10 protein-coding genes, 1 other RNA gene and 1 riboswitch are annotated in these 15,371 nt (G+C 66.6%); of the genes, 8 read left to right on the plus strand and 3 right to left on the minus strand.

The features are described from left to right. Window positions 1-14 precede the first annotated feature (14 nt). From rnr to bluB, 3 genes are all read left to right on the plus strand, one after another. A complete protein-coding gene (gene rnr, locus QM748_RS00755) occupies window positions 15-3,224 on the plus strand; it encodes a ribonuclease R (protein ID WP_415245186.1) in 3,210 nt (1,069 codons plus the stop codon). Continuing rightward, on the plus strand, window positions 3,217-3,981 hold the full coding sequence (gene rlmB / locus QM748_RS00760) for a 23S rRNA (guanosine(2251)-2'-O)-methyltransferase RlmB (RefSeq protein ID WP_415245187.1): 765 nt from the start codon (window positions 3,217-3,219) through the stop codon (window positions 3,979-3,981). Before rnr ends, rlmB begins: the two co-directional genes overlap by 8 nt. Window positions 3,982-4,041: 60 nt before the next feature. Next, window positions 4,042-4,235: riboswitch (cobalamin riboswitch) on the plus strand. Window positions 4,236-4,283: 48 nt separating this feature from the next. After that, window positions 4,284-5,030 (plus strand): 5,6-dimethylbenzimidazole synthase, encoded by a 747-nt coding sequence (gene bluB / locus QM748_RS00765; protein ID WP_415245188.1) that lies wholly within the window; start codon window positions 4,284-4,286, stop codon window positions 5,028-5,030. Window positions 5,031-5,046: 16 nt separating this feature from the next. Here the strand turns inward: bluB and QM748_RS00770 are convergent, their stop codons facing one another. Next, the gene (locus QM748_RS00770; RefSeq protein ID WP_415245189.1) at window positions 5,047-7,803 is read right to left on the minus strand and encodes an EAL domain-containing protein; all 2,757 of its coding nucleotides are present in this window, start codon (window positions 7,801-7,803) and stop codon (window positions 5,047-5,049) included. Between the two features lie 165 nt (window positions 7,804-7,968). Further along, the gene (locus QM748_RS00775; RefSeq protein ID WP_415245190.1) at window positions 7,969-8,793 is read right to left on the minus strand and encodes an NADPH-dependent oxidoreductase; all 825 of its coding nucleotides are present in this window, start codon (window positions 8,791-8,793) and stop codon (window positions 7,969-7,971) included. Window positions 8,794-9,023: 230 nt separating this feature from the next. Between QM748_RS00775 and QM748_RS00780 the strand changes: the two genes are divergently transcribed. After that, window positions 9,024-10,712: an AMP-binding protein gene (locus tag QM748_RS00780; RefSeq protein WP_415245191.1), complete on the plus strand. Its 1,689-nt coding sequence runs from the start codon at window positions 9,024-9,026 to the stop codon at window positions 10,710-10,712. Window positions 10,713-10,757: 45 nt separating this feature from the next. Continuing rightward, window positions 10,758-10,856: signal recognition particle sRNA small type (gene ffs / locus QM748_RS00785), an RNA gene on the plus strand. A 117-nt stretch (window positions 10,857-10,973) separates the two neighbouring features. Here the strand turns inward: ffs and QM748_RS00790 are convergent. Beyond that, the gene (locus QM748_RS00790; RefSeq protein ID WP_415245192.1) at window positions 10,974-11,891 is read right to left on the minus strand and encodes a ZIP family metal transporter; all 918 of its coding nucleotides are present in this window, start codon (window positions 11,889-11,891) and stop codon (window positions 10,974-10,976) included. Window positions 11,892-12,221: 330 nt separating this feature from the next. Here QM748_RS00790 and dnaX point away from each other — a divergent pair, with 330 nt between their 5' ends. The 3 genes from dnaX to recR all read left to right on the plus strand — a co-directional run bounded on the left by dnaX (window position 12,222) and on the right by recR (window position 15,314). After that, window positions 12,222-14,324, plus strand: a complete 2,103-nt coding sequence (gene dnaX, locus QM748_RS00795; RefSeq protein ID WP_415245193.1) for a DNA polymerase III subunit gamma/tau — start codon at window positions 12,222-12,224, stop codon at window positions 14,322-14,324. A gap of 62 nt (window positions 14,325-14,386) precedes the next feature. After that, complete coding sequence (locus tag QM748_RS00800; RefSeq protein WP_415247987.1) at window positions 14,387-14,707, plus strand: YbaB/EbfC family nucleoid-associated protein; 321 nt, start codon at window positions 14,387-14,389, stop codon at window positions 14,705-14,707. A gap of 13 nt (window positions 14,708-14,720) precedes the next feature. Next, on the plus strand, window positions 14,721-15,314 hold the full coding sequence (gene recR / locus QM748_RS00805; RefSeq protein ID WP_415245194.1) for a recombination mediator RecR: 594 nt from the start codon (window positions 14,721-14,723) through the stop codon (window positions 15,312-15,314). Window positions 15,315-15,371: the final 57 nt, after the last annotated feature.

Here is a 15,371-nt window from a genome sequence, read left to right on the forward strand (position 1 = left end):
GAAGAAAACTGTCAATGACTCGAAGAACAAAAAATTCCGCAAGAAGTAATCAGACGCGTAGCGCTGCTCCGGCCGGCTCGCGTTCCCGCAATGGCGCAGCCCAGGGAGCCACGGCCGGCAGGTCGCCAGCCGGTGGCCGCGGTGCCGCGCCGACGGCCGGCCGCAGCCGCGCGGCGCGCAAGGATGCCGCCAGGCAGAATGCTGGCCGCCAAGACCTTGCCCGGCAAAACGCTGTCAAACAAAGTGCCATCCGCCTGGCCGATCCCTTCCATGAGCGCGAAGCGCAGAAATACGAACAGCCGCTGCCCAGCCGCGAATACGTGCTGCAGGTGCTGGCCGAGCGCGGCGTGCCGATGCCTTTCGACGAACTGGCGACGGCGCTCGACATCCAGGCTTTCGAGCGCGAGCACTTCGACCGCCGCCTGCGTGCGATGGAGCGCGAAGGCCAGATCGTGCGCAACCGCCGCGACGCCTATCTGCTGCCCGACAAGGCGGATCTGATCAAGGGCCGTGTCGAAGGCCATGCCGACGGCTTCGGTTTCCTGCGCCGCGATGATGGTGGGCCCGATGTCTTCCTGCCGCCGAAGGAAATGCGTGAACTGCTGCACGGCGACCGCATCCTGGCGCGCATCGCCGGCCAGGACCGCCGAGGCCGCCCCGAAGGCCGGCTGGTCGAAGTGCTGGAGCGCGCCAACAGCCGCGTCGTTGGCCGCATCATCAACGAGCATGGCGTGATGATCGTGGTGCCCGAGAACCGCCGCCTGGCGCAGGACATCCTGATCGCGCCGGGCGGGCGCAAGAAACCGGAGCCGGGCCAGATCGTCACCGTCGAACTGGTCGAACAGCCGACCAAGTTCGCCCAGCCGATCGGCCGCATCGTCGAAGTGCTGGGCAACTACGCCGATCCCGGCATGGAGATCGAGATCGCGCTGCGCAAGCACGACCTGCCGTTCGAGTTCTCCGCCGAAGCCAAGGCCGAAACGCGCAAGCTGCCGACAGTCGTGCGCCAGAAGGACTGGGCGGGCCGCGAGGATCTGACCAAGCTGCCGCTGGTGACGATCGACGGCGAGACTGCCAAGGACTTCGACGACGCCGTCTATTGCGAGCGCCAGGGCAAGGGCTACCGCCTGATCGTGGCGATTGCCGACGTGTCGCACTACGTCGAGGCCGGCAAGGGCCTCGACAAGGATGCCTACGATCGCGGCAACTCGGTGTATTTCCCGCGGCGGGTGATCCCGATGCTGCCGGAAAAGCTTTCCAACGGCCTGTGTTCGCTGAACCCCGAGGTCGAGCGCCTGGCGATGGTGGCCGACATGAACATCACCGCTACCGGCGAGATCAAGACCTACCGCTTCTATCCGGCGGTGATCTGGTCGCACGCGCGCCTGACCTATACCCGGGTCGCCGCGGCCCTGTACGAACAGGACGCGGCGGAACGCGAGGCGCTCGATGCGCTGCTGCCGCATCTCGAAAACCTCGACAAGCTCTTCCGCGTGCTGCTGACGGCGCGCGCCAAGCGTGGCGCGATCGACTTCGAGACCACCGAGACGCGCATGATCTTCGACGACAACGGCAAGATCGCGCAGATCGTGCCCGAGGTGCGCAACGACGCCCACCGCCTGATCGAGGAGTGCATGCTGGCGGCCAACGTCTGCGCCTCGGATTTCCTCGCCAAGCACGAGCATCCGGCGCTGTATCGCGTGCATGACACGCCGTCCGAGGAAAAGCTGACCAAGCTGCGCGAGTTCCTCAAGGAGTTCGGCCTCGGTATCGGTGGCGGCGACGAGCCGCGCGCCCGCGACTACGCCGCGCTGCTCACGCAGATCAAGGACCGTCCGGACGCCCAGCTGCTGCAGACAGTGATGCTGCGTTCGCTGAAGCAGGCGATGTACAGCCCCGACAACGTCGGCCACTTCGGCTTGGCCTACGAGAGCTACACCCACTTCACGTCGCCGATCCGGCGTTATCCCGATCTGCTGGTCCACCGCGCGATCAAGGCGGTGCTGGCGGGCGAGCAGTACAAGCCGGGCGACTGGGAGCAGATCGGCCTGCACTGCTCGGCGACCGAGCGCCGTGCCGACGAGGCCACCCGCGACGTCGTCGCCTTCCTGAAGTGCTATTTCATGCAGGACCGTGTCGGCGAAACCTTCACTGGTAGCGTTTCGGCGGTCGTGCCGTTCGGCCTGTTCGTCGCTCTCGACGACATCTTCATCGAAGGGCTGCTGCATGTCTCGGACCTCGGCAGCGACTACTTCCATTACGACGAGACCCGCCATGCGATGCTCGGCGAGCGCAGCGGCAAGCAGTTCCGCCTGTCCGACCGGGTCAAGGTGCAGCTGGTGCGCGTCGACATGGCGACCAACAAGATCGATTTCCGTCTGATCGAAGGTCCGCTGCCCGTCGAGAAACCCCAGCCTGCTGCCGTCGTTGCGCCTGCCGAGGCTGTCGTGGTCGCGCCGGTCGCCGAGCCGGCGGCAGCCGATGCCACCGCGGACGAAGTCGCGGCACCTGCGGAGAAGGTGAGACGCACCCGCACGCGCAAGGCGAAGCCCGTGGCCGCAGTGTCGGCAACCGAAGCTGCAGCAGCCGGCGCCGCGCCGGCTGCTGCAGCGCCGGCCGTCGCCGAGGCATCGCAGGCAGCCGAAACCTCCGCTGTGGCCGAAGTCGCCGCTGCGCCCGAGCTGAAGCCTGTTGCTGCACCGAAGCGGCGTTCGCGCACCCGCGCCTCCGCTACCCCGAAAACTGCGGCGTCTCCTGCAGCCGAGGCGGAGACCCGCCCGGCGCCGGCCAAGGCCGCCCGCGCCGGGGCCAGTGTGCTCGACGACATCCGGCGGAAGGCGGTCGACCAGGAGGCTGCGGCGATCGAGCTGGCTGTCGAAGAGGCATCCGCCGCCAAGGCTGGCAAGGCGGAGAAGAAGAAAAAGGAGAAGGCCGGCAAGAAGGACAAGGACGCTGCGGACAAGGGCAAGAAGGCCAAGGCCGTGAAGACCAAGGCCGGCAAGGCCAAATCGGCCGAGAAGGCAGAGAAGAAGGCGAAGAAGGCCGGCAAGAAGGACAAGGCGGAAAAGGCCGGGAAAGCGAAACCGGCCAAGCCGGCCAAAGCAGCCAAGGCCGTAGCCGTGCCGGTGCCCGCGACTGCTGCCGAGCCGGTAGAATCGCGCGCCTCGAAACCGGCCGCGCGTTCCGGCGGCAAGACGCCTGCGAAGGACAAGAAACGTGGCTAAGACGACCGACAGCACACCGAACAATGCCGCCACCCGGCTGATCTACGGCTTCCATGCCGTGTCGGCCAAGCTACGCCATGCTCCGGATTCGGTGCTGGAAATCCACCTGTCGGCCGACCGCAAGGACGCGCGGGTGAAGAAATTCGTCGTCCAGGCCGAGGCCGCCGGTGTCCGCATGCTGTATTGCGAAGGCGACAAGCTCGACGCGATGGTCGGCACCCGCCGGCACCAGGGTGTGGTGGCGAAGGTCGATGCGACGCGGCGCGACATCAAGCTCGCCGACGTGCTCGACAGCCTGGAAGAGAATGCGCTGATCCTGGTGCTGGACGGCGTGCAGGATCCGCACAACCTCGGCGCCTGCCTGCGCGTCGCCGACGCGGCCGGCGCGCATGCGGTGGTCGCGCCCAAGGACCGTGCGGTCGGCCTCAATGCCACCGCGGTCAAGGTCGCCAGCGGCGCGGCCGACACCGTGCCCTATATCACCGTCACCAACCTGGCACGCGCGCTGCGCGAGATGCAGGAGGCCGGCGTGTGGGTGGTCGGTGCCGCCGGCGAGGCGGAGAAGTCGCTGTACGGTATCGACCAGAAAGGGCCGGTGGCCTGGGTGCTAGGTGCCGAAGGCGACGGCCTGCGCCGGCTGACGCGCGAGACCTGCGACGAACTGGCACGGATCCCGATGCATGGCAGTGTCGAAAGTCTGAACGTATCGGTGGCGAGCGGCGTCTGCCTGTTCGAGGCACGCCGCCAGCGCGGCTGATTCTCAGCGGCCGGCTTGCCGGCCGCGCCTTGCCAGCTGCGCCGCGATTCAATACCCTTTGCGTCTTTCGAGCTTCGGGGTGCCCGCGCCTGCGCGGGAGAATCGGGAAGGCGGTGCAAATCCGCTGCGTGCCCAGCGCCGTGAAGGGGACTGTCCGGGCAAGGTTTGCCCAGCCACTGGCCTGCAGAGGCCGGGAAGGCGCCCGGACGGGATGATCCTCAGCCGGAAGACCGGCCCCGCAAGCGTTCAACAGCCGTCTGGTCGGCGGGCTGTCCACTGCTTCACGACAAGGGGACGACTCCGTGAGCAGCCATGCGCAAACCTTTCAGACCGATCCATCCTTCAGCGCCGCCGAGCGCGCCGCCGTTTACCGGGCCATCCACACCCGGCGTGACGTGCGCGGGCAGTTCCTGCCCGACCCCATTCCAGACGAGGTGCTGGCGCGCGTACTGATGGCCGCCCATCACGCGCCTTCGGTCGGCTTCATGCAGCCCTGGGACTTCGTCATCGTGCGTTCGCGCGAGGTGCGCGAGCGGATCCATCGGGATTTCCTCGCCGCCCATGCCGAAGCCGAGCAAATGTTCGAGACCGGCAAGCGGGGCGCCTATCGCAATCTGAAGCTCGAAGGCATCCTGGAGGCGCCGCTCAACCTGTGCATCACCTGCAATCGCAGCCGCAACGGTCCGGTGGTGCTCGGCCGCACCCACATGCCGGAAATGGACATCTACAGCGCGGTCTGCGCGGTGCAGAACCTGTGGCTGGCCGCGCGCGCAGAGGGGCTGGGCGTGGGCTGGGTCAGCATCCTGCACCCGCAGGCGCTGCGCGAGACGCTCGGCATTCCGGACGGGATCGTGCCGATCGCCTACCTCTGCATCGGCCATGCCAGCCATTTCCATGAGCGTCCGGAGCTGGAGTCGGCCGGCTGGCTCAAGCGCATGCCGCTGACCGAACTGCTGCACTTCGATGGCTGGCGGGGTGAGGCCGATGAGGTCGGTGCAAGCCTCGTCCGCGCGGTGCAGAGCGTATGCTCACCGGACCGGCAAGCCTGACGGGGCCCCTCGCCGCTCACACCATCGCCAGGAAATCCTGCCATTCCTCGATCGGCAAGGGTTTGCCGAACAGGTAGCCCTGGAAGAAGTCGCAGCCGTGCAAGCGCAGGAATTCGCGCTGAATCGGCTGTTCGACGCCTTCCGCAACCACTTCCAGGTTCAGGGCGTGGCTCATCGACAGGATGGCGAGGACGATGGCCTCGCTGCCTTCGTCCTGAGCCATGTCGCGGATGAAGGATTGGTCGATCTTCAGTTGGGCGAAGGGCAGGCGCTTGAGATAGGACAGCGACGAGTAGCCGGTGCCGAAGTCGTCGAGTGCGAACTGGATGCCGAGTTCGCGCAACTGGTTCATGCGGGTGATGCTCTGGTCCAGGTCGTCGAGGATGGCGCTTTCGGTCAGTTCGAGCTTCAGCCAGGATGGGTCGGCGCCCGTTCTTTCGATCGTGCCGCGCACGACATCGACGAAATCCGCCTGGCGGAACTGCCGCGCGCAGACATTGACCGAGATCCACAGGTGGCGGGTTGCTGCAGACTGCTGCCAGCGTGCGAGTTGCGTGCAGGCCGTGTCGAGCACCCATTGTCCGATCTGCACGATCAGCCCGGTGTCCTCGGCGAGCGGAATGAATTCTGCCGGCGAGATAGCCGTTCCATCCGGCCCGGACCATCGGATCAGGGCTTCTGCGCCGGCAGGGCGGCCGTGGCGATCGACCTGGGGTTGATACAGCAGGTGGAAACCGCCGGTATCGAGGGCTGCGCGCAGGCCGATCTCCATGCGGGTATGCGCATCGACCACGGCCTGCATCGCCGGGTTGAAGAAGCGGATGGCGTTGCGGCCGTCTTCCTTCGCCGAGTAGAGCGCGACTTCGGCCTGTTTCAACAGGGTCTCGGGCGAGGAGGCGTGGCCGCGGAAGAGGCTGATGCCGAAGCTCAGCGTTGCGTAATAGGGGCCCTTCTGCGCACCGCCCAGCTGGTAGGGGATGTCCAGTTCCTTGTGCAGCTTTTTGGCGATCAATTCGGCGCGGGCAATGGCATCGGCCTCGCTGGCGCCGATGTTCTCGATGACGACGGCGAAATCGTCGTCGCCGTGACGCGCCACGGTGTCGTCCTCGCGCACGGCGGCCTGCAGCCGTTCGCCGAGATCCTTCAGCAACTGATCGCCGCTGCTGTGGCCGAGGGAGTCGTTGAGCTGGCGGAAGCGGTCGATGTCCAGCAACAGCAGCATGCCCCAGACCTCGTTGCGGCTGCTGACGCGGATCGCCTGCTCTAGGCGGTCGCGCAGCAGGGCGCGGTTGGGAAGGCCGGTCAGTGCATCGTAGTAGGCGAGGCGATGCAGCAGGGCTTCGGATTGCTTGCGCTGGGTGATGTCCTCTTTGACGGCGACATAGTGCGTGATCGTGCCGTCGGCCTGCTTGATCGGGGCGATCGTGGCCAGTTCGAGGTAGCCTGAACCATCCTTGCGGGAGTTGTGGAACTCGCCGCGCCAGACTTCGCCGAGTGTCAGCGTGTTCCACAGCTCCGTATAGGTTTCCTTCGGCGTCCCGCCGGCGTTCAGGATGCGCGGATTCCGGCCGATGATCTCTTCGCGGCTGTAGCCGGTGACACGCTGGAAGGCGTCATTGACGTATTCGATACGGGCGTTCGTGTCGGTGATGACGACACACACGGGGCTTTGTTCGATGGCCATCGACAGCCGGCGCAACTCGGCGTCGCGCCGCTGGATTTCCTCTGCCATGTGGTCGATGCCGGCACTGACGTCGTCCAGCTCCTTGACCTTCGCATTGTGGCCGACGCGGGTGTCCAGCTCGCCAGCGGCGATTCGTGCCACTGCGTTGCTGATGCGCGAGGTCCATACTTCGATCAGTTGATAGATGTACAGACGGGCAACCAGCGCCGACAGCAGGGAGATGGCCGCGAAGATTGCCAGGTTGAGCTGGAAGCGTTGGTCGACTGCGCTCAGCGAGCGTTCGAGCGGGGCGCCGATCGCGATGAGATCGTTCTCGGAAGTGAAGCCGGGTGAGGCGACGCCGTACAGCCGCCGCTTGCCGTCCGGGCCGGTGAGTTCGGCGATGCCGCCTTTCATCGCCAGTGTTTGGTGCAGGGGCGCCAACTGCTCGGGTGTGAGGGTCTGGCCTTGCCACTGCCCAGGGTCGGGGTAATGGGCCAGGATTTTGCCGTTGCGGTCGATCAGGCTGGCTTCCCAGCCTGGTGGAAGCGTGAAGCCTTCGATCAGGCGATTGAGCCAGTTCAGCGAGATCGTCGCAAATACGGCCCCAGTCACCTTGCCTTCGGCATCATGCAGCGGGTGGCCGAACATGAGTACGGGCTTGTTCGATATGCGGCCGATGTAAGATTCCCCGTGGGTGATCCCGTTTCCGCTCAGGGCCGCCTGAAACCAGGCTCGGTCGGCAATGTTGACGGTTTCGCGTCCGGGCAGCGCGCTGCAGAATATCCGGCCGTCCGGCAGGGCCGCGCCGATGTTCATGAAGTCTTCCACGGATGCAAGCAGCCGCTGGGCGATGTCATTGCACAGGGGGCCGTCCAGAGAACGCAAGTCGTTCGACCGCGCCATCATCTGCAACGCGAGGCCCACGCTCCGGTGGGCCTTGTCAGCCTCCCTGCGGGCGGCGGAGAGGTATTGCGCGATTTCCTCGTGTGCGCGTTCGATGGTCCGGGTGCGCTGCTGGTGGTAGTCGGCCAGCACGAACATCAGCACGGGCGCCAGCGCGAGGCCGATTGTCAGCCACAGCCGCAGGCGCAGCGAATTGCGGATCATCTTGCCTCTTGGAATGGGTTGATCGGCAGACGGCGGGCTGAAGCCTGCCGCAGATGTGCGCAATATGCCCCAAAATGGGCAATCCTGTCTTGCAAGGACTGTCCGGGACTGCCGAGTGCATCACGATCCACGGGCGCTTCGTGTTGCCGCGCCTTGGCAATATCCTTATTTGAGCTGGAAGCCGCGGGCGTGCAGCGCTTCGACCAGGCGGTCGCGGCCGGACAAGGTCTGCGGGCCGGCGATGCGCTTGGCGGAATGCATGGCCCAGGTGCCGCGCACGTTCATGTGCTGCTCGTCGTAGAAGCGGGCCATTGCCGCGTTGTAGGCCTCGATGCCGTTCTGCTGTGTGGCCAGCGAGTATTTTTCATGGTGCAGCACGACCGATTGCGGCGGGCGCGGCTTGACTGCCGCGTGATGTGCCGGGTCAGGGTGACCGACGCACATGCCGAACACCGCCACCACGCGCTGGGGCAGGCTCAGCAAGTCCGCGACTTTCTCCGGCTGGTTGCGCATGCCGCCGATATAGACCGTGCCCAGCCCCAGGGACTCAGCCGCGGCGGCGGCATTCTGCGCCGCGAGTGCGGCGTCGATGACGCCGACGAGGAACATTTCGGCGTAGTCGAGTGCCTCGGCCGGGCGTTCGGTGGTTTCGGCGACATGGGCCAGGCGGGCGAGGTCGGCAAGCCAGACCAGCTGCAGCGGCGCGTCCCGGACGTGGGCCTGGCTGCCGGCGCATTCGGCCAGGGCGGCGCGCGTGGCCGGGTCGCGCACGGCGATGACGCTCCAGGCCTGCAGGTTGGACGAACTGGCTGCCGACTGCGCGGCGGCGATGATGGCGGTCAGCATGTCGTCGCCGACAGGGTCGGGCAGGTAGCCGCGCACCGAGCGGTGCTCGAGAAGCTGTTCGATCAGGGGGCTGCAAGCCATCTCGAGGGGAGCGCTCGCGTCATAGCCATAGCGGGCGTGAAGGCGGTGCTGGAGGAGAGACATCTTTACTCCGGTCGTTGTCACAATGCTGCGAGTATGGCGCCGCAACTGCGCTTCGGCGAGCCTCGCCGGAGGCGCCGGCGAAATGGAGGAGTGGGGGCTCCTGCATTCGGCGCACGGCCTGCGGGTTTGATTTCAGTGATTCGTTACGTTAACGTTAACGTAATATCAAAAGGCAGGCATGCGCCAGCATGACGGGCCGTCAATTTCTACGACAACGAGGAGGGGGCATCATGGGGGCTGCTGAATTCATCGCCGCGCGCGATTTCCTGCTGCAACATCGCAGCGACTACGCCACGGCCTACGCCGGTTTCAAGTGGCCGAAGCTGACGGAGTTCAATTGGGCGCTGGACCACTTCGATGTGCTTGCCCGGGGCAACGACGACCCGGCGTTGTGGATCATCGAAGAGGATGGCCGGGAGTCGAAGCTCAGTTTCGCCCAGCTGTCGGCGCGTTCGAACCGCGTCGCCAACTGGCTGCGCGGGCAGGGCGTCGGGCGTGGCGACCGCATCCTGATCATGCTAGGCAACGAAGTGCCGTTGTGGGAAACCATGCTGGCGGCGATCAAGCTCGGCGCGGTGGTGATCCCTGCCACCACGCTGCTGACGCCGGACGACCTGGTCGATCGGGTGGAGCGCGGACAGGTCAGGCATGTGGTCATCGGCGCGGCCCATACCGGCAAGTTCGAAACCCTGCCGGGTGGTTTCACCCGCATCGCCGTGGGCGGTGCGCCGGCCGGCTGGAAGGCTTTCGAGGACGCTGCCGCCGAGTCCGAGGTCTTCACTCCGGAGGGCGTCACCCGCGCGGACGATCCGCTGCTGCTGTATTTCACCTCGGGCACCACGTCCAAGCCCAAGCTCGTGCTGCATACCCACCAGTCCTACCCGGTCGGCCATCTGTTGACGATGTACTGGATCGGCCTGAAGCCCAACGACCGTCACATGAACATTTCCTCGCCGGGCTGGGCCAAGCATGCCTGGAGCTGCTTCTTCGCCCCCTGGAACGCCGGGGCCTGCGTGTTCCTGTACAACTACGGCCGCTTCGATGCCAAGGCGCTGCTCGACGTGCTGGTGAAGTACGAGGTATCCACCCTGTGCGCGCCGCCGACCGTGTGGCGCATGCTGATCCAGCAGGATCTCGCTGCGGTGAAGACCAGCCTGCGCGAGTTGATCGGCGCCGGCGAGCCGCTGAACCCCGAAGTCATCGAGCAGGTGAAGAAAGCCTGGGGCATCACCATCCGTGACGGCTACGGCCAGACCGAGACGACGGCGCAGATCGGCAACACGCCCGGCCAGCCGCTCAAGCCCGGCTCGATGGGCCGGCCGCTGCCGGGCTACAGGATCGCGCTGCTGGATGCCAACGGCAATCCGGCCGAGGAGGGCGAAATCGCGCTGGTGACGGGTGAGCATCGTCCGACCGGGCTGATGACCGGCTATGCGGGCGACGAGGCCAAGACCGCCGAAGTGATGCGCGACGGCCACTACCGCACCGGCGACGTCGCCAGCATCGATGCCGATGGCTACATCACCTACGTCGGCCGTGCCGACGACGTGTTCAAGGCTTCCGACTACCGGATCAGCCCATTCGAACTGGAAAGCGTGCTGATCGAACACCCGGCGGTGGCCGAGGCCGCGGTGGTGCCGAGTCCCGATCCGCTGCGCCTGGCCGTGCCCAAGGCTTTCGTGATCCTGGTCGGCGGGCAGCAGCCGAGCAGGGAGCTGGCCAGGGACATCTTCGCCTTCACCCGCGAGCGGCTGGCACCGTACAAGCGCATCCGCCGCCTGTCCTTCGCTGACCTGCCCAAGACGATCTCGGGCAAGATCCGCCGTGTCGAGCTGCGCAAGGCCGAAGAGGCCCGCGCTCAGGATGCCCGCGGCGAACTCGAGTTCTTCGAGGAGGACTTCCCCGAGCTGAAAGGTTGAGCCTCGGGCCCCACACGGCCGGCATGCTGCTACAATGCCGGCCGTGGCGGGTCTCCCCGCATTGCAGCGCGGTGAATCTGGTCAGGGCCGGAAGGCAGCAGCCACAGCCGTTCCCTGTGAGTGCCGGGGGTCGGGCTCGCCACCCCGAATCCGCAAAGCCGAGGACGCTCCGTCGTGGAGCGCCTCGGCTTTTTTCACATTCTGATCGGGACGCCTGCGAATCGCTTCCCGGTGTCGCGTGCCGCCGCCGCGACCCGGTTTTCAGCCGAGCAGGCCGTCCAGCAGCATCATCGTGACGAAACCTAGGATCAGCCCGCCGGTTGCCAGGGTTTCGCGGCCCCGGCGATGCGATTCCGGAATGATTTCGTGGCTGACGACGAACAGCATCGCCCCTGCCGCCGCCGCCAGCCCCCATGGCAGGATCGCCGCGGAAGCGGAAACCGCCATCGAGCCGGCGATTGCGGCAATCGGCTCGATCAGGCCGGATGCGGCGGCGACGACGAAGGCGAACATGCGGCCGTAGCCGGCTGCGGCGAGGGCGATGGCGACGATCAGGCCTTCGGGCACGTTCTGCAGCGAGATGCCGGTGGCGACGGCGCTGCCGCTGCCGGCCTGCAGCTCGCCGAGCCCGGATGCCACGCCGATGGCCAGGCCTTCGGGGATGTTATGTACCGCGATCGCGAACACGAACAGCCATGCCGAGCTACCGTTGCGCACGTCGCTGGGCCCTGCCCGGGAGGGCGTGTGCGAGTGGGGCAGCAGACGGTCCATTGCCAGCAGCAGCAGGGCGCCGGTCAGCAGTCCGGTTGCCACCAGCATGCCGGCGCCGGATGGCCCCAGGCCTTGCGCCTGCGCCGCCGCGAAAGCCGGCTGCAGCAGCGAGAACAGGCTGGCGGCCAGCATCACGCCGGCGCCGAAGCCGAGCAGCATGGCTTGCATGCCGGCGCCGATCTTGCGCAGCGTCAGCACCGGCAGCGCGCCCAGCGCAGTGGCGCTCGCTGCCATCGCTCCGCCGGACAGTGCAGCGGCGAGCGGCAGCTCGAAACCGTCGAGGCCACGCAGCGCCTGGGCCGCCAGGACGGCAAGGCCGGTGAGCGTGATCATCCATCCGGCGAGCGCACGCGCGACGCCGGAGGGGCTGGCGGGCTGGAGGTGCAGGCGGGCGACTTCGGCAACCATGGACGGATTCCTTCTGATCGATGCGCTGGGTGGAAACGGTGCGGCCGGCGAGGTGCGGCCGGCGAGGCGCTAGAGCGTCTGCGCAAACTCGGCGCACACCTGGCAGAACAGTTCGAACAAGACGTCGATGTCGGAGCGGAATGGGTGCATTGGGTTCATGGTCGGCTCCTCCTCGATTCCTTGGACTCGATACAAGGATAGGATCGGGATCGTCATAGCTCAAATTGATAAGAAAAATGATGGCCATCCTTGTTGGCTATCGATCGACATTTCAGCCGCTCGCCTGATCGGCACCGGATGGAGCGCCCCGCTCTGCTAGAATCGGCCGCCATGAGCTATCAGGTCCTTGCGCGCAAGTGGCGGCCGAAGTCCTTCGGCACGCTGGTCGGTCAGGAGCACGTCGTGCGGGCGTTGACGCATGCGCTCGCCACCGGCAGGCTGCACCATGCCTGGCTGTTTACCGGCACGCGCGGCGTCGGCAAGACCACCATCAGCCGCATCCTGGCCAAGGCGCTGAACTGCGAGACCGGCATCACCGCCGAGCCCTGCGGCGAATGCGAGGCCTGCAAGGCGATCGACACCGACCGCTTTCCGGATTATGTCGAGATGGACGCCGCGTCCAACCGCGGCGTCGACGACATGGCGGCGCTGCTGGACAAGGCGGTGTATGCGCCGGTGCAGGGCCGCTACAAGGTCTACATGATCGATGAAGTGCACATGCTGACCGGCCACGCCTTCAACGCCATGCTGAAGACGCTGGAAGAGCCGCCCGAGCACGTCAAGTTCATCCTCGCCACCACCGATCCGCAGAAGATTCCGGTCACCGTGCTGTCGCGCTGCCTGCAGTTCAACCTCAAGCAGATGCCGCCCGGCCACATCGTCGATCACCTCACGCGCATCCTGCAGGCCGAGGCGGTGCCGTTCGAGCCGGGCGCGCTGCGCCACCTGGCCAAAGCGGCCAATGGTTCGATGCGCGATGCGCTGTCGCTGCTGGACCAGTCGATCGCGCACGGCGCCGGCAAGGTCGAGGAGGAGCAGGTCACGCACATGCTCGGCACGGTCGGCGACGATCACCTGTACGCGGTGCTCGATGCGCTGGCAGCCGGCAGCGTGGCCGGCCTGATGGCGGTGGCCGACGGCATGGAGGCGCGCAGCCTGTCCTTCGATGCCGCGCTGCAGTCGCTGGCGAGTCTGTTCCATCGCATCGCGCTTACGCAATATGCGCCGGATGCCATCGCGGACGAAGTGGAACGCGCCCGCATCGTCGCCTACGTTGCTGCTTTCGATGCCGAATTCCTGCAGCTGGCCTACCAGATCGCCATCCACGGCCGCGACGAGTTGCCGCTGGCGCCGGACGAATACACCGGTTTCATGATGACGCTGCTGCGTCTGCATGCTTTCCGGCCCGAGCAGCCGGCCGCACTCGGCGGTCCTGGTGTGGCCCCCGCCGGCAGCGGCCAGGCACGGAATCCGCCGCCACCTGCATCCGCGGCACCAGCGGCAGCGCCGGAGTTGCCTTCTCGAGCGCCGCTTGGTGAAGCCTCCCGTTCCGCGCCGCGGTTCATCGGGCGGGAGTCAGTTCCGCCGCCAGCGTTGGCAGGAGGAGGAGGCGCATCGGGGAAGCAGGGGGCCAGTGCGCCTCAGCCTGCCGCCGCCGATGCCGCTGCGGTAGACCCAGCTCCGGCGATGTCGCGTACGACGCTTCCCCCGGCTGCTGCTCCGGAGACCGAACCGCTCCGTCCGCCTGCGGATGCGCCTCGGCGTATTGAAGCGGTCGCCGCAGCCGCGCCTGCATTGGAGGGTCCGCGCGGCGACCATGACGTGCCGCCCTGGGAGGAATTGCCTCTCGAGGCCTATGCCGCGGACTATTCCGGCCAAGGTGCCGAGCCGCCGGCGGCGCGGGAGGAGAGGGGACGGGAGTCGGCGCCAGCGCTTGAAGTGAAACCTGGCCGGTCGTCCGGGGACGAGGCATCCTCGGGTACGAATCAGGATGCCGCGCAGAGCCGGGTGCAGACGTCCGGCGCTGGCGGCGATGTCGCCACCTTGCTGGCGATGGGCGACTGGCGCGGCCTGATCAGGGCGCTCGGGCTGAGCGGCCTGTTGCGCGAACTCGCACAGCACTGCGAATGGGTCGATTTCAACGACGGTGAACTCCAGCTGCGCCTGTCGAATGCGCACCGCCACCTGTTCGACATGAACCGTTCGGCAGCAGACCGCCTGCAGGACGTGCTCGGCAATGCGGCCGGGCGGACGCTGAAGGTGCGCATCGCCGTCGGCGACATTGCCGGAGAAACACCGGCCCAGCGCGACGAGATCGAGCGCAGGGCGCGCCATGCCGAGGCAGTCGCCGCGCTCGAGGCCGACCCTTTCGTGCGCGAACTGATCGAGCGTTTCGATGCGACGCTGGTCGAAAACAGCGTGAAACCCTTGTGAATGGCGGCGGTTTGCCGCCGACCTTCGTTTGAACGATCAATTTCATTGGAGTAGCCAGCATGATGAAAGGCGGAATCGCCGGGCTGATGAAGCAGGCCCAGCAGATGCAGGAAAACATGAAGAAGATGCAGGAGCAGCTCGCTTCGGTCGAGGTCGAGGGCCAGTCCGGTGCCGGCATGGTCAAGGTGCTGATGACCTGCAAATACGACGTGCGCCGCGTCTCGATCGACGAGTCGGTGATGGACGACAAGGAAATGCTGGAGGACCTGGTCGCCGCCGCGCTGAACGATGCGGTGCGCAAGGTCGAGGCCACGACCCAGGAGAAGATGTCGGGCTTCACCGCCGGGCTGAACCTGCCGCCGGGCATGAAGCTGCCGTTCTGACGGGAGCGGGCGGATGTCGCCTTCCAGTCTCGACGAATTGATCGAAGCACTGCGCTGCCTGCCCGGGGTCGGGCCGAAGTCGGCGCAGCGCATGGCCTACCACCTGCTGCAGCGCGACCAGCGCGGCGCCGCACGGCTGGCCGGCGCGCTGGCGCATGCGCTCGACGTGCTGCGCCATTGCGAGCGCTGCAACACCTTCAGCGAGGAGGCGATCTGTGCGCGCTGTGCCAATCCGCGACGCGATGCTTCCCTGTTGTGCGTGGTCGAGATGCCGGCCGATCTGGCGATGATCGAGCAGACGCAGTCCTACAGCGGGCTGTACTACGTGCTGATGGGGCGCTTGTCGCCGCTCGACGGCATCGGGCCGAGGGAGCTGAGGCTCGACAAGCTGATCGCCCGTGCGGGCGACGGCAAGGTCAGGGAGGTCATCCTTGCGACCAACTTCACCAACGAAGGCGAGGCGACCGCCCACACCATTGCCAGCTCGCTGTCGGCGCGTGGCCTGAGGGTGAGCCGGCTGTCGCGCGGTGTGCCGGTCGGTGGCGAACTGGAGCATACCGACACCGGCACGATCGCCCAGGCGCTGGTCGAGCGGCGCTCGGTCTGAAACCGGCGGGGCGGGATGGGTTTTGCGGCGCAGCAAAAATGCTGCCGGCTGCGGCTT

The sequence above is a fragment of the Thauera sp. genome (assembly GCF_047601425.1).
Classification (GTDB): domain Bacteria; phylum Pseudomonadota; class Gammaproteobacteria; order Burkholderiales; family Rhodocyclaceae; genus Thauera.

Bases quoted from the DNA above. Each gene is read 5' to 3' on its own strand.
- rnr (WP_415245186.1), top strand. From the start codon at position 15: ATGACTCGAAGAACAAAAAATTCCGCAAGAAGTAATCAGACGCGTAGC.
- QM748_RS00780 (WP_415245191.1), top strand. From the start codon at position 9,024: ATGGGGGCTGCTGAATTCATCGCCGCGCGCGATTTCCTGCTGCAACAT.
- QM748_RS00790 (WP_415245192.1), bottom strand. From the start codon at position 11,891: ATGGTTGCCGAAGTCGCCCGCCTGCACCTCCAGCCCGCCAGCCCCTCC.
- dnaX (WP_415245193.1), top strand. From the start codon at position 12,222: ATGAGCTATCAGGTCCTTGCGCGCAAGTGGCGGCCGAAGTCCTTCGGC.
- recR (WP_415245194.1), top strand. From the start codon at position 14,721: ATGTCGCCTTCCAGTCTCGACGAATTGATCGAAGCACTGCGCTGCCTG.
- QM748_RS00770 (WP_415245189.1), bottom strand. From the start codon at position 7,803: ATGATCCGCAATTCGCTGCGCCTGCGGCTGTGGCTGACAATCGGCCTC.
- QM748_RS00775 (WP_415245190.1), bottom strand. From the start codon at position 8,793: ATGTCTCTCCTCCAGCACCGCCTTCACGCCCGCTATGGCTATGACGCG.
- QM748_RS00800 (WP_415247987.1), top strand. From the start codon at position 14,387: ATGAAAGGCGGAATCGCCGGGCTGATGAAGCAGGCCCAGCAGATGCAG.